The sequence below is a fragment of the Rhizobium binae genome (assembly GCF_017357225.1).
Classification (GTDB): Bacteria; Pseudomonadota; Alphaproteobacteria; order Rhizobiales; family Rhizobiaceae; genus Rhizobium; species Rhizobium binae.
Window position 1 is genome coordinate 167,612 of the sequence record NZ_CP071606.1, and the last position, 19,497, is coordinate 187,108.

18 protein-coding genes and 1 pseudogene are annotated in these 19,497 nt (G+C 59.8%); 11 read left to right on the forward strand and 8 right to left on the reverse strand.

Annotated features, from left to right (window positions below):
• Positions 1–15 precede the first annotated feature (15 nt).
• The 4 genes from J2J99_RS25290 to J2J99_RS25305 form a co-directional block, all read right to left on the reverse strand.
• A complete protein-coding gene (locus J2J99_RS25290; protein ID WP_168301628.1) occupies positions 16–1,524 on the reverse strand; it encodes a tripartite tricarboxylate transporter permease in 1,509 nt (502 codons plus the stop codon).
• A gap of 21 nt (positions 1,525–1,545) precedes the next feature.
• Positions 1,546–2,004, reverse strand: a complete 459-nt coding sequence (locus J2J99_RS25295; protein WP_168301629.1) for a tripartite tricarboxylate transporter TctB family protein — start codon at positions 2,002–2,004, stop codon at positions 1,546–1,548.
• Positions 2,004–2,963 (reverse strand): tripartite tricarboxylate transporter substrate binding protein, encoded by a 960-nt coding sequence (locus J2J99_RS25300; RefSeq protein ID WP_168301630.1) that lies wholly within the window; start codon positions 2,961–2,963, stop codon positions 2,004–2,006. The genes J2J99_RS25295 and J2J99_RS25300 overlap by 1 nt, the downstream gene beginning before the upstream one ends.
• Before the next feature lie 211 nt (positions 2,964–3,174).
• Positions 3,175–4,185: an ABC transporter substrate-binding protein gene (locus J2J99_RS25305; protein ID WP_168301631.1), complete on the reverse strand. Its 1,011-nt coding sequence runs from the start codon at positions 4,183–4,185 to the stop codon at positions 3,175–3,177.
• Positions 4,186–4,313: 128 nt separating this feature from the next.
• Between J2J99_RS25305 and J2J99_RS25310 the strand changes: the two genes are divergently transcribed.
• From J2J99_RS25310 to J2J99_RS25345, 8 genes are all read left to right on the forward strand, one after another.
• Positions 4,314–5,363: an amidohydrolase family protein gene (locus tag J2J99_RS25310; RefSeq protein ID WP_168301632.1), complete on the forward strand. Its 1,050-nt coding sequence runs from the start codon at positions 4,314–4,316 to the stop codon at positions 5,361–5,363.
• On the forward strand, positions 5,360–6,280 hold the full coding sequence (locus tag J2J99_RS25315; RefSeq protein WP_168301650.1) for an SMP-30/gluconolactonase/LRE family protein: 921 nt from the start codon (positions 5,360–5,362) through the stop codon (positions 6,278–6,280). The genes J2J99_RS25310 and J2J99_RS25315 overlap by 4 nt, the downstream gene beginning before the upstream one ends.
• A 32-nt stretch (positions 6,281–6,312) precedes the next feature.
• On the forward strand, positions 6,313–7,026 hold the full coding sequence (locus tag J2J99_RS25320) for an IclR family transcriptional regulator (RefSeq protein ID WP_425526070.1): 714 nt from the start codon (positions 6,313–6,315) through the stop codon (positions 7,024–7,026).
• 147 nt (positions 7,027–7,173) lie between these two features.
• Entirely contained in the window at positions 7,174–8,187 is a 1,014-nt protein-coding gene (locus J2J99_RS25325; protein WP_168301633.1) for an ABC transporter substrate-binding protein, read from the forward strand.
• Positions 8,187–9,008 (forward strand): ABC transporter ATP-binding protein, encoded by an 822-nt coding sequence (locus J2J99_RS25330; protein ID WP_168301634.1) that lies wholly within the window; start codon positions 8,187–8,189, stop codon positions 9,006–9,008. Before J2J99_RS25325 ends, J2J99_RS25330 begins: the two co-directional genes overlap by 1 nt.
• Entirely contained in the window at positions 9,001–9,891 is an 891-nt protein-coding gene (locus tag J2J99_RS25335) for an ABC transporter permease (protein WP_168301635.1), read from the forward strand. The genes J2J99_RS25330 and J2J99_RS25335 overlap by 8 nt, the downstream gene beginning before the upstream one ends.
• 146 nt (positions 9,892–10,037) lie before the next feature.
• The gene (locus J2J99_RS25340) at positions 10,038–11,054 is read left to right on the forward strand and encodes a hydroxyacid dehydrogenase (protein ID WP_168301636.1); all 1,017 of its coding nucleotides are present in this window, start codon (positions 10,038–10,040) and stop codon (positions 11,052–11,054) included.
• Positions 11,055–11,065: 11 nt separating this feature from the next.
• Positions 11,066–11,737 (forward strand): RraA family protein, encoded by a 672-nt coding sequence (locus tag J2J99_RS25345; RefSeq protein ID WP_168301637.1) that lies wholly within the window; start codon positions 11,066–11,068, stop codon positions 11,735–11,737.
• Between the two features lie 15 nt (positions 11,738–11,752).
• Here J2J99_RS25345 and J2J99_RS25350 read toward each other — a convergent pair whose 3' ends face one another.
• The gene (locus tag J2J99_RS25350) at positions 11,753–12,139 is read right to left on the reverse strand and encodes a LysR substrate-binding domain-containing protein (RefSeq protein ID WP_168301652.1); all 387 of its coding nucleotides are present in this window, start codon (positions 12,137–12,139) and stop codon (positions 11,753–11,755) included.
• Here J2J99_RS25350 and J2J99_RS25355 point away from each other — a divergent pair.
• Positions 12,119–12,943: pseudogene (locus J2J99_RS25355) on the forward strand (OB-fold nucleic acid binding domain-containing protein); the annotation flags it as partial. The gene J2J99_RS25350 and the pseudogene J2J99_RS25355 sit on opposite strands and share 21 nt — an antisense overlap.
• 285 nt (positions 12,944–13,228) lie before the next feature.
• On the opposite strand, the gene J2J99_RS34620 reads toward J2J99_RS25355, so the two are convergent.
• The 3 genes from J2J99_RS34620 to J2J99_RS25370 form a co-directional block, all read right to left on the reverse strand.
• The gene (locus tag J2J99_RS34620) at positions 13,229–13,570 is read right to left on the reverse strand and encodes a 2'-5' RNA ligase family protein (protein ID WP_343229141.1); all 342 of its coding nucleotides are present in this window, start codon (positions 13,568–13,570) and stop codon (positions 13,229–13,231) included.
• Between the two features lie 690 nt (positions 13,571–14,260).
• On the reverse strand, positions 14,261–16,354 hold the full coding sequence (locus J2J99_RS25365; protein ID WP_168301638.1) for an ATP-binding protein: 2,094 nt from the start codon (positions 16,352–16,354) through the stop codon (positions 14,261–14,263).
• Positions 16,351–17,091 (reverse strand): response regulator, encoded by a 741-nt coding sequence (locus J2J99_RS25370; RefSeq protein ID WP_168301639.1) that lies wholly within the window; start codon positions 17,089–17,091, stop codon positions 16,351–16,353. The genes J2J99_RS25365 and J2J99_RS25370 overlap by 4 nt, the downstream gene beginning before the upstream one ends.
• Positions 17,092–17,306: 215 nt before the next feature.
• Here J2J99_RS25370 and J2J99_RS25375 point away from each other — a divergent pair, with 215 nt between their 5' ends.
• Together J2J99_RS25375 and J2J99_RS25380 are read left to right on the forward strand one after the other, a co-directional pair.
• Entirely contained in the window at positions 17,307–18,329 is a 1,023-nt protein-coding gene (locus J2J99_RS25375) for an ABC transporter substrate-binding protein (protein WP_168301640.1), read from the forward strand.
• Between the two features lie 120 nt (positions 18,330–18,449).
• Positions 18,450–19,478, forward strand: a complete 1,029-nt coding sequence (locus J2J99_RS25380; RefSeq protein WP_168301641.1) for an ABC transporter substrate-binding protein — start codon at positions 18,450–18,452, stop codon at positions 19,476–19,478.
• Positions 19,479–19,497 lie beyond the last annotated feature (19 nt).

Sequence of the window (19,497 nt, forward strand, 5' to 3'; positions counted from 1 at the left end):
CGGAGCGTGGAGTTGTCAGTCTTCGCCGGCTTCGAACGCTTCCTTGCGGCTTTTCCGGATAGCCGGAAGAATGAGCGTCAAAAGCATGCCGGCTGTCACGAGCAGAAGCACAGCACTGATCGGCCGCTCGAAAAACACCAGCGGATCGCCTTGGGAAAGGAGCAAGGCGCGGCGCAGATTGGTTTCGAGCAAAGGACCGAGGACGAAGCCGAGGAGCAGGGGACCTGCTTCGCATTTCGCCTTTCGTAAGACATATCCGAGGACGCCGAACAGGATTACCAAGGCGACGTCGAAGCCGCGGTTGTTGACGCTGTAGACGCCGATGCAGCAAAATAGCAGGATCGCCGGATAAAGCAGACGGTACGGTACCTTCAGCAGGCGGACCCAGATGCCGATCAGCGGCAGGTTGATCACCAGCAGCATTGCGTTTCCGAGCCACATCGAAGCGATGAGACCCCAAAAGAGCTCGGGCTGGTTGTGAATGACAGAAGGTCCCGGCGTGATGCCGTGGATCGTCATAGCGCCAAGCATCATGGCCATGATCGAGTTCGACGGAATGCCAAGCGTCAGAAGCGGAATGAACGAAGCCTGTGCTCCGGCATTGTTTGCCGATTCCGGTCCAGCAACGCCGGCGATTGCGCCGTGCCCGAACTTCTCCGGCGTCCGCGATATTTTCTTTTCGACGGAATAGGCACTGAAGGCGCTAAGCGTCGCACCGCCGCCTGGCAACACGCCAAGGATGGTTCCAACCGCCGTACCGCGAAGCACGGCACCCCAGCTCTCCTTGAACTCCTGTGTCGTCGGCCACAGACGGCCGATCGTGCTCTGCAGAACGCCGCGGGTCTCCTTGAATTCCAGATTGCTGGCGATTTCAGCGACGCCGAACAGGCCGACGGCGATGACGACGAAGTCGATACCGTCATAGAGCTCCGTCGAACCAAACGTAAGCCGGGTCGCGCCGCTACTGACGTCGATGCCCACCATGCCAAGCACCAGCCCAAGGCAAACCATGCCGATCGCCTTGATAACGGAGCCGTGGGCGAGGATCGTTGCGGCCAGGAGGCCGAAGATACAAAGAGAGACATATTCGGCCGGCCCGAAGGAGAGGGCAAAGGACGAAAGAGTAGGACCTGCTACCGCAAGGCCGACGGTCGCCACGGTGCCAGCAAAGAAAGATCCGAGCGCAGCAATAGCAAGCGCCGCGCCCGCGCGCCCTTTTCGGGCCATCTGATAGCCATCGATGGCCGTCACCACCGCAGATGCTTCACCGGGGAGGTTGACCAGAATTGCGGTGGTCGACCCGCCATACTGGGCGCCGTAGAAAATGCCCGACAGCATGATCAGGGCCGCAAGTGGCGGCAGGAAGAACGTCACCGGCAACAGGATTGCGACGGTTGCTGTCGGGCCGATACCCGGCAGAACGCCGATCAACGTGCCGAGCAACGCCCCGATAAAACAGAACAGGAGATTTGTCGGCGTGAGTGCTTCGGAGAAACCGAGCACGAGGAAGTGGAGAAAATCCATTTGAGTTCCTTCCTGACGTTGTCAGAACGGCAGGATCGGCATCTGTACGCCGAGGCCATAGATGAAGACGAGCGCGCCGAAGGCGGTCAGGATCAGGCTGGAGATGACGATCTCTTTCCACCGGGACTCCTGGTCAGCCAGGCTACCGATGACGAGAAGCCAGATCGTCGCAATGATGAAGCCTAGCGCTTCCGCCATGAAAGCAAAACCACCGATCGCCACAACGAGAATGATAAGCGGCTTAATGTTCGTCTCACCAATTGCCTCATAGAACTTGCCTATCGCCTTGATCAGCACAAATCCGCCGATCACGATCAGCAGTCCGCAGATAACGTCTGGGAGATATCCGGGTCCCATCATCGCCGCCGAACCGAAGGTTAGGTCGCGCCCGGCCCAAAGGCCGAGCGCTCCCAGTCCAATCATCAAGGCCCCTGCGAGAATATCGGGATAATCCCTCTTCCTCATATCGGAGCTTGCCATCACTGAACCCACGGAGTTTCGTTCCAGATCTTCTGGAAGCGGGCGAGTCGATCAGGCATCTGCTTTTCCCAGTCTGGGCCAGACAGATAGGCGAGCGGCAGAGCAAGCTGCTTGGCCTGCTTCTGGAATTCCGGGCTGTCGATGACGCGCTTCATTGCTTCGGAGAATTTCTTGGTGATCTCGTCTGGGACACCGGCTGGCGCGGCAACGCCACGCTCCGAACTCATTTCGACGTCGAAGCCCTGCTCCTTGGCTGTCGGCACATCGGGAAGCTGCGGCGAACGTTCCGCCCCGAAGGTGGCAAGCATGCGCAGCCCGGTGCTTTCCGTACCAGCGAATTCGCTGACATTCAGCCCGCCGCCCGAAATCTGCGAGCCGAGAATGGCCGTGCGCGTTTCACCAGCGCCGCCGAACGGAACGTGGGTGAACTTCGCGCCTGTAGCAGCGCCGAGCAGGATGATGGCCAGATGGTCGTCTGTGCCGACGCCGGAAGAGCCAAACGATACGGAACCCGGCTTTGCCTTGGCGGCTTCGACGAAATCCTTCAGCGTCTTGAAGTCGGAACCCGATGGGACAACGACTGCCGCCGGGTCATCGACGATGCGCGCGATCGGCTTGATGGTTTTCGGGTCGTAGCCGAGTTTGCGCTGCACCTGCATGGAGAGATACCCAGGCGTATTGATGTAGGAGAAGGTGTAGCCGTCGGGCTTTGCCTTCGACAGCGCGGTATAGGCGATTTCGCCCGATGCACCAGGACGGTTTTCGATGACGATATCGGCGCCAAGTTCCTTTTCAAGCAGCGGCTCTATGGCACGGGCCATGACGTCGGTGCTGCCGCCCGGCGCGAACGCGACGATCATCTGGATCGGACGGTCGTTTGGCCACTCGGCATGGGCGTAGGACGCCGATATGGCAAGTGCCGCAAAGGCAAACGCGAGCTTGATATGGGTGTTCTGCATATTCAATCCTCCTCTGGATGGTGGCGACCAAAATGGCAAAGGCGTAGCCTGTGCTCTTTTTGGCAAAGATGATGGGTTTTCGAGTGCTAACGGCGCATCGGCGAGTGCTCGCACGTCCCAGCGCTGTTCTTGTCTTGAGCAGCCTGGAGCCTAGCCCTGCATCGTTGCGCGCATTTCTACAAAGCCTCCAAGAGGCTTCGTTATCCCAGTGTCAGGTGCCCTGACCGGCAGCGACAGGTTCGAAGAACACGTCCTGCCACTTGCTCAGTTTCGATTTCAGTAGGCCTGCTTCAGTCATGAAGTCGGCAAAGCTCATTACGCCCTTGGGCTGGACACCCCATTCGCCCTTCACACTCTCAAGCATTTTCTGGATCTGCTCGGCGTTGAGAGACGATTTTTCCGACGCAAGGAAGATCTCAGCGGCTTCTTTCGGATTGTCACGGATAAAGCCATCAGCCTCTTCGATCGCTGCAACGATGGCCAGAGATGCATCCTTGCGATCGTCGATGAACTTTCCGGTGGTTGCGAGCAGCCCGCTTGTGACCTGCTGTCCGAGATAGTCGGAGAAGTTGAACAGCTTGTGGATCTTGGAATCCGCTTCCATCACGTCGCTGTAAGGATGAGGTGCAACATAGGCGCTGATGGTGCCACCGGCGAGAAGGGCGCTCGTCGCATCGGGATGCGGCAACTGCACCATCATCGTATCGAAGTGTCTTGCGTCTCCGAAAGCCTTCTTCGCGGCCATCCTGACGAGAAGGCCTTGCTGACCCGTCGTCGATGTCACGGCGATGCGGTCGCTGGATCCGAGATCCTTGAGATCCTTGATCTCCGGTTTGTTCGTGTAGAAACCATTGTCGCCCGCAACAAGGGCCGCGAGCCCGCGGATCTTGATTGAGCTTTTTGTCTTTTCCGCAGCGATCAGCATGCCCGGAAGACCGTAGGCGCCGATATCGATCGTCCCGCTGATCAAAGCGTCATTGATGGCCGGTGCCCCGCTGATTTTCTTGATCTCGACGGTCGTGTTGATGCCTTTTGCGGCCAACTGCTTGGAGAAGAAGCCCTTCTGGTCCGCGACCACGACAGGCAGATAGGCGTAACCATACTGGATCGCGATCGAGATCGGCTTTTCTTCGGCACCTCTCGAGACGGTAGCGGAAACTGTGAAGATCGACAGTGCGGCGATCGCGGCCAAGGCGGCGCGTCGGCGAAGTTTCTGTTGCATACTTCCTCCCGAAGTGCTTTTTGAAACGGCGTTGCAAAAATAATGAGATCATCTCGGCTGCACTGTCAACCGCGTTTTTAAAAATCAGTGCCGATTGCTGCAGCTGCTAACAAATTCGAGGAGGATCGATGGCTGTAAGTTCGCCCCATATTGCCGTGCGCGAAGACTGGTTGGCTCTGGAACAGGAGGAAGCTCTTTTCCCCGGGATGCCGATCGTGGACCCGCATCATCACCTGTGGGACCGCCCTGGCCATCGGCACCTGTTCGATGAACTGCTTGCCGACGCCCGCCAGGGCCATCGCATCCAGGCGACGGTCTTCGTGCAAAGCAGGTCGATGTATAATATCGATCAGGCGGATGATCTGCTCAAACCTGTTGGCGAGGTTGAGTTCGCAAACGGCGTGGCGGCGCGGTCGGCCTCCGGTCTCTACGGATCTTTCAGGGCCTGCGCGGGGATCGTAGGGTCCTGCGATCTGATGGCCGGTGACCGGATCGAAGCGGTTCTTGATCGCATGATGGGTGTCGGCGGAGGCCGCTTTCGTGGCATCCGCAACCAGACTGCCTGGCATGAGGATCCGGAAATTGCGACCAACCCCGTTCCTCCGGTGAGGGGCCTGCTGCTGAAAGCGGCATTTCGCGACGGCGCTCGCCGGCTCGGAGCACGCGGCCTCACGCTTGACGTGTGGGCCTATCATACCCAGCTCGAAGAGTTCGAGGACCTGGCACGCGCCTGCCCGGATACCACAATCATCCTTGACCACCTTGGTGGCCCGCTCGGTGCCGGGCCTTATAGAGGGCGGCGCGAGGAGGTGCTGGCCGATTGGCGCGCTTCCATGAAGAGGATCGCCGAGCTTCCCAATGTCTGCGTCAAGCTGGGCGGTCTTGCCATGGGGGCAGGCGGGTTTGATTTTCACCTTGCCGACCGGCCGCCGGCGTCCGATCTGCTTGCGGCCGCTTGGGACCCGTATATCTCTTTTGCGATCGAACGGTTCGGGACACAGCGCTGCATGTTCGAAAGCAATTTCCCGGTCGACAAGGGCATGGTTTCCTATCGGTCGCTTTGGAACGCCTTCAAGCGCCTGACCAAGGGTTTCAGTGCTTCGGAAAAACAGGATCTCTTCTTTTCCACAGCAGCCCGCGTCTACAATCTGGGCATCAAACCAGAGGGAGAGTTCTGATGTTCTTCGCACCCCCTCCGACGATCCAGATGGAAGTCTTCTCACGGATGCCCGACCGCTTCCGGCATCCGCGCAAGACGCGCTGGGCTGACGTGAACCGTTCCGGCATGGCCAGCGATTCCTTCCTCGAAGGCCCCTGCTTCGACGGCAATGGCAACCTTTATGTCACCGACATTCCGTTCGGTCGGATCTTCAAAATCACGCCTGCAGGAGATTGGGAGCTGGTCGCAGAATATGACGGCTGGCCGAATGGCATGAAATTTCACAGTGAAAGCAAGATCTACATCACCGACTACAAACGTGGCATCCTGCAGCTCGATGTCTGCACGGGGGCGGTCTCGCCGGTTATTGAGGATTATTTTTCGGAGGGCTTCAAAGGCGTCAACGACCTCGTCTTTGCCGCCAATGGTGATCTCTATTTCACCGATCAGGGCCAAAGCGGGCTACATTCGCCGACCGGCCGGGTTTTCCGCTGGTCTGCGGCGGGGAAGCTGGATTGTGTCCTGTCCGGCATCCCCAGTCCGAACGGGATCGTGATTGCCAGGGACATGAGCTATCTGCTCGTCGCCGTAACCCGTGCTCAGCAGATCTGGCGGGCGCCGCTTCACGAAGGCGTTGCCACGAAGGTCGGGGTCTTCCTGCAATTGCATGGTGGTATGGGTGGGCCTGACGGGCTGGCGCTGTCGGAAGATGGGGAACTTTTCGTCGCCCATACCGGGTTCGGCTCGATATGGCATGTGTCGCGCGTAGGAGAGCCGCTGCATCGCATCCAGTCCTGCGCTGGGATTTCGACAACCAACATGGCCTTTGATCCGAATGATCGTCACGTCATCTACCTCACTGAATCTCAGACAGGTAGTATCTTGCGGGCAAGGCTACCGGTTCGAGGCGAGGAATTGTGCATGGCCGGTGGCTAGGCTAACGATGCACTGACAGGCTCATGAGGAAGATGGTGATTATGGACGACGAGTACGAGCAGGGTTTGCCCAGGGTCAAAGGTGTGGCCTCCGCCGATCGGCTTCTTACCGTGCTATCGGCGTTCCGACGGGGCGACGATGCGCTGGAGCTGACAGAGCTCGCCGAGCGGACAGGCCTGGTCAAAAGCACGATCATGCGCTTATGTGTTTCGCTCCAAAGTTTCGGTTTCATAGAGCGGATGCGGGACGGACGTTATCGTCTGGGAACCGAGATCGCCAGGCTGGGATCTGTTTACCTTCAATCCTTCGCCCTTGAGTCTGAAGTGATACCGGTCCTGGAGCGGCTTGTTGCAATATCGGGCGAGACCGCCTCGTTCTATATCCGTCGCGGCGACCAGCGCCTTTGCCTGTTCCGCCATGATTCGCCATCGCCGCTGCGCATGCATGTGCGGCCCGGAGACCTCAGACCCATGGATGCGTCTTCGATCGCGCAGGTCTTGCGCGCGTTCGAAGCAGGGGCTGAGAGCGGCAGAGGCGTTACTTTGCCCATCTATTCTAGTGGCGTGACGGATCCGCATGTCGCTTCGATGGCGGCCCCGGTGTTCGGAGCCGGGCAGCGCCTGTTGGGAGCGCTCGCGATCACGGGTCCGGCATCGCGGCTGACCGCCGAAAAGTCGGCACAAGTGGCTCAACAACTGCTTAGCCTTGCGAACGGGCTGACGAACTCGCTCGGAGGCGAATATTAAAAATTGCAACGGCGTTGCATTTTGTATTTGCAACGCCGTTTCGAAATGCTAACAAAGTGCTGCTCATCGGGAGGATGGGTACGCGCTCATGAGTGTTGTGAACCCTCCGAGAGCCTTTAGCAGATGGCGAAACTCGTGGAGGAGTTCATGATCAATCTGACAAGACGTCAATCTCTGGCTTTTGCGGGGATCGGCCTGCTGGCGGCCTCTGGAGCGCCTTTGATCGCGCGGTCGCAAGACAAGAAGACCATCAAAGTCGCTACTCAGTACGGTACGAGCCATCTTGCGACGACTGTCGCGGAAAAGCTTTCGCTCTTCCAGAAGCATGCAGAGAGCAATGGGATCGCCGGAACGGAATTTCAGGTGCAGCGTGTCAGCGGATCGACGGTCATTAACGACGGTATTTTCAGTGGCAGTCTCGATATCGGTGCCTACGGTTCCACAGCTCTGGTTGCTGCCTGGGCCAAGACCAAAGGGTCGTTCGACCTCAAAGGGATGGTGGCGTGCAATGAAGCGGTATTGACGCTTTATACGAACGACCCATCGATCAAGTCGATCAAGGATATCAAGCCGACGGACCGCATTGCAGTGACCGGTACGACGTCCCCTCAGGCCATCATGTTGCAGATGGCGGCCGAAAAGGCGTTTGGCAAAGGTGAGGCCAGGCGCTTCGACAAGCAGATGGTCCAGTTGCCGCATCCCGACGCAACGACTGCATTGATTACCGGAACCGGAGTTACCCTCTATTTCGCCGCACCGCCCTTCATCAGCACGCTTGAGGCATCAAAAAAATGCTTCAAAGTTCTCGACGGTGAGGATGTCATGGGAGGTCCTTATTCCGGTGCGCTTTATGCTGCAACCCAAATATTTGCTGACGCCAATCCAAAGGCGGTGACCGCGTTTGTGGGCGCGCTTAAGGAAGCCATGGATCTGATCCGGAATGATCCGGGCAAAACCGCCGAGATCTATATGGCTGCGGAAAAAACGAATTTGCCCGCAGCCGAAGTCCAGGAAGCAATCAAAGGTCAGGTCTTCACCGTTGAGCCGCGCGGAATGCAAAGCTTCGCCGACTTTCTGGCGAGCACCGGTGCTATCAAGCAGGCCCCTGCCAGCTGGCGCGATATGTTCTTTGAGCCCGTCAGCAAGGGAAATGGTAGCTGATGGACATGAACACGCAATTCGCACATGGCACGAACGGCGTGCCCACATCATCGCCTTTGCTTTCCGTGAATGGCGTTACCCTGCAATACAAGACAGGAGCCGCCATTCTGACGGCGACCTACAAGGTCAGCTTCAACGTCCAGAAGGATGATCGCTTCATTCTACTGGGCCCTTCGGGCTGCGGGAAATCGACGCTATTGAAAAGTGTTGCCGGATTTATGGCGCCAGTTGAGGGCGACATCAAGCTTGGCGGCAATCCGGTTCGTGGGCCAGGCCCCGATCGTATGATGGTGTTCCAGGAATTCGACCAGCTCATGCCGTGGATGACGGTGATCGACAATGTCATGTTTCCGATGCGCCGGTCTGGTCGCTTCCCGAAATCCGAGATCCGCGACCGTGCACGGCGCGTGATCGCCAAAGTGGGGCTCTCGAAGTTCGAGAATTCCTATCCTCACATGCTCTCGGGCGGCATGAAGCAGCGCGTGGCGATCGCCCGGGCGCTCGCCATGGAGCCGCAGATGCTCCTGATGGATGAACCTTTCGCTGCGCTCGACGCACTGACGCGGCGACGCATGCAGGAAGAGCTTCTGGAACTCTGGGATGACGTGCGCTTCACGCTGCTGTTCGTGACGCACTCGATCGAAGAGGCGATCATCGTCGGTTCCCGAATTCTCGTCCTCTCGCCGCATCCTGGCCAGGCCCGCGCGGAACTTGATGCGACTGCCTATGGGCATCAGCACCAGGGCGATGCCGACTTCATGGCCTTCAATCGAAAGATCAACCAGATGCTCTTCGGCGATCAGGAGGTTGCTTATGACTGATGTCCTCACAGCACGGCCGACCCCGCCGGCCAGACCCGATCTGGAATACAAGACGGTCGATATCGCGCAAATCGGCAGCATCAAGCAGGACATCGGCTTTCTGGAAGGCCTTTTCAATGTCACGGGGTTCCGCCGAGCGCTGGTCTTGATCGGCCTGTGTGTGATCTGGGAGGTCTATGCGCGTTATCTGGGCAACCCGCTGATGTTTCCCTCGTTCAGCGACACTGTCACGACGCTCTGGGGCGACATCGTCTCCGGGAGACTGCCTTCGGCGGCAATAACCTCGTTGCAGGTTCTCGTGACCGGCTATGCGACAGCGATCGCGCTTGCCACGGTGATGACGACGCTTGCGATCTCGACGCGCTTCGGCACGGACCTGCTCGCGACACTGACGGCCATGTTCAATCCCCTGCCGGCCATCGCGGTCCTGCCTCTCGCGCTCCTGTGGTTCGGCCTCGGCACCAGCAGCATCGTCTTCGTCATCGTCCACTCCGTCCTCTGGGCGGTATCGCTTAACACCTTCACGGGGTTTCTTTCGGTCAGCCAGACCCAGAAGATGGCCGGCCGGAACTATGGCCTCGGCGGCTTACGGATGGTGTTTTTTATCCTCATTCCCGCAGCCTTCCCCTCGATCCTGTCCGGCTTGAAGATTGGTTGGGCCTTCGCCTGGCGTACCCTGATCGCCGCCGAACTGGTCTTCGGGGTATCGGGAAATGCAGCGGGTCTCGGCTGGTACATTTTCGAAGCTCGCAATGCGCTCGAAACTTCCGGCGTGTTTGCTGGCCTGCTGACCGTTATCGTGATCGGTCTCGTGGTCGAAGGACTTGTCTTTCGGACGATCGAACATCTAACGGTTCGGAAATGGGGAACCCAGAACGTCTGACAGTTATCGATGAGGATAGCCGGCGCAGACATCTTAGCACGGTTCGCCAGATCGCCCAGACATCCGTAATGACAGGGAAACTTGCCTCGAATCCTTGGGGCTCTTTCCCGAATATTCCAGCACTTTGGTACAGACGAGGCGCACATATGAATGCGACGAATTCGATCGACGGGCAGATTAAGGGCCGTGTGATGGTCACGGGAGCCCAGCTGGTTTCCGAAGCCATGCAGCTTCTGGCGGATCATCGGCTCGAACCTATCTTCGCCCCGGCCTATTCGACGCCGGCCGATCTTGCCGCCATGGCACGGGACAATCAGGTCGACGCGATACTGGTGCGGCAGGGATCGATCGATCGATCGGTGATTACGGCATCGCCAAGACTGAAGGTGATCGCAAAGCACGGCAGTGGCGTCGACAATATCGACCTGGCGGCGGCAACCGAGGTGGGTGTCCCGGTTCTAAGGGCGCTTGCCGCCAATGCTCAGTCGGTCGCGGAGCTGGCGATCAGCCTGACGGTCAGCCTGATGAAGGACGTTCTGCCGCTCGATGCCCAAGTCAAAGCCGGGGGCTGGCCGAAGACGAAATATGTCGGGCGGGACCTCGCCGGTGCGGTGTTCGGCATCGTCGGCTTCGGCGAGATCGGCCAGCGCGCTGCTGCTCTTGCTCGCGGTCTTGGCATGAGGGTCATCCCTTATGATCCATTCGCCGCGGATACGCCGGAAGTTACGGTCAGCCGCGATCTCAATGAGATCCTGCGAGCCGCGGATGTCGTCAGCCTGCACTGCCCGCTGATGCCGCAAACCTATCATCTCATCAACGCCGAGCGCCTATCATTGATGAAGCCGGATGCCTTCCTGATCAACACCGCCCGTGGTGCCGTCGTCGATCAGGCAGCCCTTGTCGCGGCGTTGCAGTCGCAGTCGATCGCGGGTGCCGCCCTCGACAGTTTTGAGGAGGAACCGCCGCCGGCCGACAGTCCGCTCTGGCAACTCTCCAATCTCATCGCCACGCCGCATGTCGGCGGCGCCAGCCGCTCGGCGCTGCGCAACATGGCGGTACAGAGTGCCACCCATATCATCAGGGTCCTGGAGGGCCGGGGCTATGACGCCCAGGCGCTTGCCAACAAGAACCTCGCTTCTGCTGCCCGAACCTATCCATACTGAGGAGAATTGACATGATCGGATTTCGGATCTGCGCGCGCGACCGCAAGGTCGATGCAAAGTGGGTGGATGCGTTTCGCAGCCTGCCGGTTGCCAATATCAGCGACGTGATGAGCCGCATGACCGCAGGCGGCGCAGCACTTCGGCCCTATTTCACCGGCGGCATGATGGTGGGCCCGGCGATCACGGTGAAAGCCCGCCCGGGCGATAATCTGATGGTCCACAAGGCGCTCGATATCGCGGAGCCGGGTGACATTGTCGTCGTCGATGCTGGCGGCGATTTGACTAATGCGATCATCGGCGAGCTGATGGTGGCGCACGCCATTCAGCGCGGCCTCGGTGGTATCGTTATCAACGGCGCAATCCGTGACAGCGCCGAACTGTCTGCTGGTTCTTTCCCGGTCTTTGCGCTCGGTGTCACCCATCGCGGTCCTTACAAGGACGGTCCGGGTGAAGTGAACGTGCCGATCTCGATCGGCGGTATGGTGATCAACCCGGGCGACCTCGTCTGCGGAGACGCGGACGGTTTCCTCAGCGTACAGATGGACGATGCTGAAAGCATTTTCGCTGCGGCGACGAAAAAGCATGAGGCCGAGACGAAGCAGATGGAAGCAATCCGCGCGGGCAAGAATGACAGAGCTTGGGTGGACGCCGCCTTAGCGAAGCTGGGCTGCGTCACTGCCTAATTAGCTTTTGCTGATCTATGCCAAAATGGCTCCGCTATCGGCCCGGCCCAGTAGCCTTAAACAAAAATCGGTGAACACACGGACCTTCGCAGCACGATGGCGTCGTGACGGGTAGATGGCATAAAGAGGAAAGATCTCGTCGGGCCAGTCAGAAAAGATCTCGACGAGCTTTCCGGTATCCATGATGTGCTGCGAACCCAGCTCCATGACCTGTGCGATACCGGCTCCCTCGCAACAAGCGCCGATCATGGTCTCGACGTCCGAGACCATTAATCGCGCTGACTGGCGGATCGGAAAGATCTCGCTTTCTCGGCGAAATTCCCATTCAAAGGCGCGCCCGGTCGTTGGATCCTGATAATCGATACAGGTGTGATTGATGAGGTCGCCGCTCGCGCCGATGATCCCTTCACCTCCGTCGACGACATGTGGCGGCGTTCAGGCATTCCGGTCGCCTCCCTCGTCGAGCTTGCCGAAGCCGATGCCTTCCTGCCGTCCCTGCGTCTCGAGCGACGCGATGCGCTCTGGGCGATCAAGGCGCTGCGCGACGAGCCGCTTCCCCTCTTCACCGCCGCTGCGGAACGGGAAGCGCGGGCGATTGCCGAGCAGTAGGAGCCGGCAGTCGAGCTCAGACAGATGACCGAAGGCCATAACGTCGTCGAAGACTACAGCCATACGGGTCTGACGCTCAGGCAGCACCCCCTGAGTTTCGTGCGTGCCGATCTCGCCAAACGTCGGATCGTCACGTGCGCCGAGACGATGACGGCTCGTGACGGGCAATGGCTGATGGCGGCCGGCTTGGTGCTGGTGCGCCAGCGCCCGGGTTCGGCAAAGGGCGTGATGTTCATCACCATCGAGGACGAGACCGGTATTGCCAACATTGTCGTCTGGCCAAAACTCTTCGAGCGATCGCGACGGGTGGTGCTCGGCGCCAGCATGATGGCGATCAATGGCAGGATCCAGCGGGAAGGCGAGGTTGTTCACCTGGTCGCTCAGCAGCTCTTCGATCTTTCGGCCGACTTGTCGAGCCTTGCCCATCGAGACGGTGCATTCCATCTGCAGACCGGCCGCGGCGACGAGTTCGCCCATGGCTCTCCCGGAAGTCCGGATTCGCGCGAGCGGTCGGTCCCGGGCGTTCGCCCGAGGGATATTTTCGTGCCGGATCTTCATATCGATACGCTGAAGATCAAGAGCCGGAATTTTCAGTGATGCTACAGGCGAACAACGACGTCAGCGATTCAGATCCTTTCAACTTCAAAGAGATTTATCTCGACCATGGAAAGTTCCACCCATCAATGGGGCCATGGCCGCGTGCTCGCGAGCTTTACCCGCCCACGCCCTGTAGCAGCGGCGCACCCAGCCTTTTGATCTCGAGACTTGGATAGACGCGCTCCTCCAACAATTGAAGAGATCGAACGGTGACCCTTATCGGCGCAAAACCGGAACCCACGTTGACCTTTGATATCCATTCCGCAGCAGAAAACCTGAACAGCGTTATGTGGGCGATCTGGGGGGTCTCGGACGCCGATCTTCGAAGCAGAGGGCATGTGAAATGGCGGAACGCAGTTTGCGCAGTTCTGGCGGCTCCTGCGCCTTTTCGAAGACAGCAGCAGCTGAAGTCTCGACCTCGCTGAATTCTAGATCAATCGGCGGCGTCTTCTCAGCAATCTGATTCACGATTTCCGTCCATTGGTCTCCTGTCGACTTCCAGATATCATGGTTTGGAACCGCAAATTGGGCCGCCGCGTCGATCAAGGTGGCGACCGTCATGTGCAGGCTTGTGAGGGGGACGCGCAGAAGCGGCGCATCGCTATTTTGTTCGATGCGATCCTGCAAGTCGCAGAGCTTCGATAGAAGCGTGGAGTCAGGAAAATACTGTAAGTGAAAAGCGCAACACTGCCTCAGCCATAGAATGTCAATCTTCGTTCGGATCACAGCTGGCTCTCCATATGATGACTTTTGTCCACCGCCGGCCTATCCGACACGCAGGACATCTCAAACCGCCTGTTTTTCCATGCGACGCAGTAGGCCTTCTAAATCAGGCTCCTTGACGAGAGACGCAGCCTCTGCGGGTCGCATCTAGGCGAGTGTCCGATTTTTGCACTCTGGAAAACGCTTTTTGGTGTCGCGCGCTTCAAGCATATGAACCTCAACAAAGGCGGGAACCTGCTGTCCATCTGCGAGCGACTTGATATAGCCAAAGTGGCCAAAGATCCGATTCTTTGCCCGTCCTTTTACACCAGCTTCTTCCCAGGCTTCTCTTTCGGCCACTTCGTTGGGGGGCTAGCCCCTCAGTTGGCCATCCTTTGGGAATCCAGCGCCGAGTTTCACGGGTTGTGATCAGGAGAACTTCGACGCCGTCGCCCGCGATTGGGCGAAAACAATGAGCACCATACTGCTGTGCGGACCCGCCCTCGAGGATCGTCTTTGTATGGTCAGCCAACCGGTTTAATTGAGATCTGACCTTTTTCATTTTCAGAAGTTGGGGCGTAATTCGATTCCTGACAAGCTGGCGTAGAACGCAATTCACGCCGGAAACAGCAGTTCCACGATCGTTCCCTTACCCGGCGCCGAGGCAATGCGCGCGTCGCCGCCGCTCTGGCGGACGAAGCCATATACCACAGCCAGGCCGAGACCTGCGCCGCCTTCGGCATCGCGGGTGGTGAAATAGGGCTCGAACGCCTTATCGATTGCCTCGGCCGACATGCCGATACCGTCGTCGATCACGCTGACGGTCACCCCGGCCTCGTTGCGGGCGCAACGGATGAGGATCGTTCCGCCCGCTGGCATGGCCGCGGCGGCGTTGAGGCAGAGGTTGAGGACCGATTGCTCGAAGAGCGCTGTATCGATGAGGACGGTGGGCAGGTCGTCGGCTATGTCGAAGGCAAGCCGGCATTTTTCGCCGATGGCGATTTCAAGCACGTCGGCCATGCCGCGCAGCACGACGCCGATCTCCACCGGACCCGGATGGATCGGCTGCTGGCTGCCGATGGACAGCATGCTGCCGGCCAGCGACCTGCCCCGGTCGGCAGCCTTGCGAATGCGGGCGAGGTGTCGCTTTTGCCGGTCATTGAAGCCGGTTTCGCGCTCCAGCAGCCCAAGGCTGCCGGTGATGATACCGATCATGTTGCCGACTTCGTGACTCACCTGGTGGGTCATGCGCATGATACCGTCAAGCCGTTGGATCTTCGCTGCCTCTGCCTCCTGCCGGTCCATGTCAGTGATATCGCGCGCCAGCAGCACGACGCCGCCATCCGGTTGGCGCGATATCGACACTTCCGTCACCCGCCCAGCGTCAGAGCGGTGGCGCAGGACGGACCGGTCGGAGAGCAGACCGGCGTCGTTCTCGGCCGGCAGGAGTGCCGGATCGATCTCCGGCAGCGGCGTCACGAAACTGCGGAGTGGCAATTTCCTGGCCGAACCAGACCAGCCGACCAGCTCGATGACGCGGCGGTTCATGGTGATCGGCCGGCCGCGCGCATCGAACAGCGCGATGCCCTCGTTCATGCTGCGGAAGGTGGAGCGGATGGTGCGGGCAGCGGCCTCCGCAGTGCGCCGCAGCCGCGTGACGCGTTCAACGCTTTCCCGGAATGCACGGAACGCCTCGAGCAGGCGCACCAGCTCGGTTTCCGTGCCGTCATAGCGCGGCGCGTCAACGTCCTTGCGCCCTTCTGCCAGTGCATTCATGCCGTTCGAAAGCGCGACAATGCCGCGTGAGACACGCATGACCGATCGGATCGAGACCACGGCCATCGCCAGCACCAGCAGCGAGGCGACGGCGACGATGACGAGAATGCGGCTCAAGGCGTCGGAGGTCGAGACGAGGTCGTCGCTGAGGCCGCGGGCAACGGCCTCACTTTGTGTTTCCGTTGCATGCGACAGATCGCGCGAGACCGTATGCAGGCGCGAGACGGCGGCGCGGATGGCGAACATTTCGAGGAGATAGCGCGTCTGTGCCTCGAACACCCGTTCGTAGGGCGCAAGCTCGGCGGCGGCTATCCGGATGTCCGGCGCGGCGGGTTCGAGGCGCGGGGCGGTTTCGGAGACGTAGCGCCGGCGCAATTCACCGAGCTGAAAAAGGCTGTCCGAATTGGAGGCGGATTGCACGACGGCGTTCAGCCGGCCGCGGAAGTCGGCATCCGGAATGCCGCTGCCGGTTGCGATCTCGCCGAGCGCTGCCGCAGCCTCCGCCTTATGCTGCTGGGCGGATTCCGCGTCGCCTGCAAGCGCCGTCGTCTGCGTGCGGATCGTTTCCAGCAGCTCGACGATACGGCTGCTCGCAAAACCCTTCACGGCAGCCCCGTCGTTTTCAGGTTGCATGGCGCGCAGCAACGTATCGACCTGCACGACCACGGAGCGGCTTTCGCTGGAAACCCGGTAGGGTGAGGTCGCATTCATCAGGAAGGGTGCGCTGGAGACGAGATCGGAAACCTGCCGCGAGACCAGCGAAGCCTTGGCAAGACTCGAAAACGCCTGCAGGCCATAAGCGGCCATCTCCTGGCGAGCCCGCTGCAGTCCATAGACAGCGATGGTCGCCAGGCTGAAGACGAGCACGCAGATGAAGGCGATGGCAAAGGGCAGGCGAAAGGCGATGGAGGAGAGGAAGGGACGGCTGATCACGATACGATCTCGCCATCGTCGGTGTCGAGAACATAGCCCTTGCCGCGGCGCGTCTTGATATGGCGCGGCAAGTCCGGATTGCGCTCGATCTTGCGACGCAGACGCAGCACGAGCACGTCGACATTGCGGTCGATGTAGCGCTCGCTTTCGGCGCCCAGCCGGTCGAGGATCTGTGCGCGGCTGACGGGTGCGTTCGGCGTTTCTGCGAGGATTTCGAGCAGCGCGAATTCGGCGCTCGTCAGCGACCTGGCAGGATCTGTGCGGCAGATGGCGCGGCGGCTCTTGAGATCCACCGACCAGTCGCCGAGTTTCAGGGATGCGGGCTCGTGCTCCCGTTCGCTTTCCCGCTCCGGCTTCAGCGAGGGGATGGTCCGGCGCAGCACGGCCTTGATACGCGCCGTCAATTCGATCGGCTCGAAGGGTTTCACGACATAGTCGTCGGCCGCCGTTTCGAGGCCGAGCACCCGGTCTGCGGCGCTGCCGGCAGCCGTCACCATGACGATGCCGATATTGGTCTGGGCCCGCAGGCGCTGCGCGAAGGTACGGCCGGAGGTACCGGGTAGGTTATGATCAACGAGCACGAGATGCACTGTTTCGCGCGAAAGCACGATCGCCGCTTCCTCCGCCGACGGCGCGGTGAGCGGCGTCCACCCCTCCGCCTCCACGAGGTCGGAGATAAGCTCCGCCATGTCCGGATCGTCCTCGACGATCAGAATGCTGATCTTCTCATTCAACACATGCACGTCCTCCCGCATCCATTATAGGCAGGGCTGTCACGATCTTCAAAGCGCGCTCGTGTTATGCGCTTTGTCACATTTGTAACCTTTGTCATTTTTGAGGGGTACGTCGCGGGCAAAGCTGTAAGAACCGTAACCATTCTTCGATTGCGCAAGGCAGCAGATGTGACATCCTGACTGCGGAGATGGGGCGCAAGGTCCAATGGGAGGAAATCGTGAGAGGCATCACCGCTTTCAGCGCGGTCGCGGCTTTGTGGCTGGCGAGCACCGGCACCGGCACGGCTGCCCCGTCGCTCACCGTTTTGTGCGGTGTGGACGAGATGTGGTGCGCCGCGATGAAGGCGGCCTATGAGGCAAAGACCGGGCACAAAATCTCGGTAACCCGCAAGAGCACCGGCGATATCCTCAATCAGATCCGCGCGGAAAAAGCTGCGCCGACCGTCGATGTCTGGTGGGGCGGCACGGGCGACACCCATCTGCAGGCCGGCTCTGAAAATCTTCTCGAAGCCTACCAGCCGGCCCATGAGCGCGACATGCTGCCCTGGGCGCAGAATTTTTTCGCGATGTCCGGCGGCCGCTCGGCGGGCATCTATGCCGGGGCGCTCGGCTTTGCCTACAATGCCGATCTGCTGCGCGAGCTGAAGTTGCCGGCGCCGACTTGCTGGAAGGACCTGACGGATACCGCCTATCGCGGCCGCATCCAGAGCGGCAATCCGAATTCGTCCGGCACCGCCTTCACCACGCTTGCGACGCTGGTGCAGCTCTTCGGCGAGGATGAGGCGTTCCGTTATCTCGCCGCGCTCGACCGCAATATCGAGCACTACACCCCTTCCGGAGCTGCGCCTATCAAGGCGGCGGCGCGGGGAGAAACCCTTATCGGTATTTCCTTCATGCATGACGCCGTCACGCAGAAGCAAGCGGGCTTTCCGCTTGTGATCGTCGCACCCTGCGAAGGCACCGGCTACGAGATCGGCGCCGTGAGCATCGTCAAAGGTGCGAAGAACATCGAGGAAGCAAAGCGCTTCGTCGATTTCGCGCTGAGCCCGGAAGGGCAGGGGACCGGAGCGGCGTCCGGCCAGAACCAGGTGCCATCCAACGCGAAATCCGCCCTGCCGCTCGCAGCACCTGACATTTCGATGATCAAGATGGTGGACTATGACTTCGCCACCTTCGGCTCACCGGAAGAACGAAGTCGACTGCTCCGCAGATTCGATGCGGAAATCGCCGTGACGAACTGATCGAGCCCTTTAGACAAACAGCAATCCGAAATCGTGAACGCGCCGCCGCGGGCAGGCCGAAGGCCCTGCTGTGTCTTGTTCATGCGAATAATCAAACCCAGGCAACAGGAGGATGCCCGCATGAAAATCAACACCCTTTCCCTCATGCTCTTCGCCGGCACGGCGCTCGGGGCGCTGCCGGCGCAGGCAGCCGGCGAACTCAACCTCATCTGCTCGGCCGATGTCGTCATCTGCGAGCAGATGAAGGGTGATTTCGAGAAGGCGCATAACGACATCAAGGTGAACATGGTTCGCCTCTCGTCCGGCGAAACCTATGCCAAGGTGCGCGCCGAGGCCCGCAACCCGAAGACCGACATCTGGTGGGCCGGCACGGGCGACCCCCATCTTCAGGCCGCGGCGGAAAATCTGACGCTGGAATATAAGTCGCCGAAGCTCGATGAGCTCAACGACTGGGCGAAGAAACAGGCTGAAAGCTCCGGCTACAAGACGGTTGGCGTCTACGCCGGCGCGCTCGGCTGGGGCTACAATACGGAAATCTTCAAAACCAAGGGCTATAAGGAGCCGGTCTGCTGGGCAGACCTTCTGGCGCCGGAATTGAAGGGCGAAATTCAGATCGCCAACCCAAATTCTTCCGGCACCGCCTATACGGCGCTCGCCTCTCTCGTGCAGATCATGGGTGAGGACCAGGCCTTCGACTACCTGAAGAAGCTGAACGGCAACATCTCGCAATATACCAAGTCCGGCTCGGCGCCCGTCAAGGCGGCTGCACGCGGCGAGACGGCGCTCGGTATCGTCTTCGTGCACGACGCGGTGGCGCAGACGGCGGAAGGCTTCCCGGTCAAGTCGATCACGCCTTGCGAAGGCACCGGCTACGAGATCGGTTCGATGTCGATCATCAAGGGCGCGCGCAACCTCGACAATGCGAAGATCTGGTACGACTGGGCGCTGACGGCGGAAGTCCAGTCCCGCATGAAGGATGCCAAATCCTTCCAGCTGCCTTCCAACAAGAGCGCGACCATTCCGAAGGAGGCGCCGCGCTTCGAGGACATCAAGCTGATCGATTACGACTTCAAAACCTATGGCGACCCGGCAAAGCGCAAGGCTCTGCTGGAACGCTGGGATCGCGAAATCGGCGCCGCCGCCAACTGATGTCCTGACCGGCGGCGTC

Bases quoted from the DNA above. Each gene is read 5' to 3' on its own strand.
- J2J99_RS25290 (WP_168301628.1), bottom strand. From the start codon at position 1,524: ATGGATTTTCTCCACTTCCTCGTGCTCGGTTTCTCCGAAGCACTCACG.
- J2J99_RS25295 (WP_168301629.1), bottom strand. From the start codon at position 2,004: ATGGCAAGCTCCGATATGAGGAAGAGGGATTATCCCGATATTCTCGCA.
- J2J99_RS25300 (WP_168301630.1), bottom strand. From the start codon at position 2,963: ATGCAGAACACCCATATCAAGCTCGCGTTTGCCTTTGCGGCACTTGCC.
- J2J99_RS25305 (WP_168301631.1), bottom strand. From the start codon at position 4,185: ATGCAACAGAAACTTCGCCGACGCGCCGCCTTGGCCGCGATCGCCGCA.
- J2J99_RS25310 (WP_168301632.1), top strand. From the start codon at position 4,314: ATGGCTGTAAGTTCGCCCCATATTGCCGTGCGCGAAGACTGGTTGGCT.
- J2J99_RS25320 (WP_425526070.1), top strand. From the start codon at position 6,313: ATGGTGATTATGGACGACGAGTACGAGCAGGGTTTGCCCAGGGTCAAA.
- J2J99_RS25325 (WP_168301633.1), top strand. From the start codon at position 7,174: ATGATCAATCTGACAAGACGTCAATCTCTGGCTTTTGCGGGGATCGGC.
- J2J99_RS25330 (WP_168301634.1), top strand. From the start codon at position 8,187: ATGGACATGAACACGCAATTCGCACATGGCACGAACGGCGTGCCCACA.
- J2J99_RS25335 (WP_168301635.1), top strand. From the start codon at position 9,001: ATGACTGATGTCCTCACAGCACGGCCGACCCCGCCGGCCAGACCCGAT.
- J2J99_RS25340 (WP_168301636.1), top strand. From the start codon at position 10,038: ATGAATGCGACGAATTCGATCGACGGGCAGATTAAGGGCCGTGTGATG.
- J2J99_RS25345 (WP_168301637.1), top strand. From the start codon at position 11,066: ATGATCGGATTTCGGATCTGCGCGCGCGACCGCAAGGTCGATGCAAAG.
- J2J99_RS25380 (WP_168301641.1), top strand. From the start codon at position 18,450: ATGAAAATCAACACCCTTTCCCTCATGCTCTTCGCCGGCACGGCGCTC.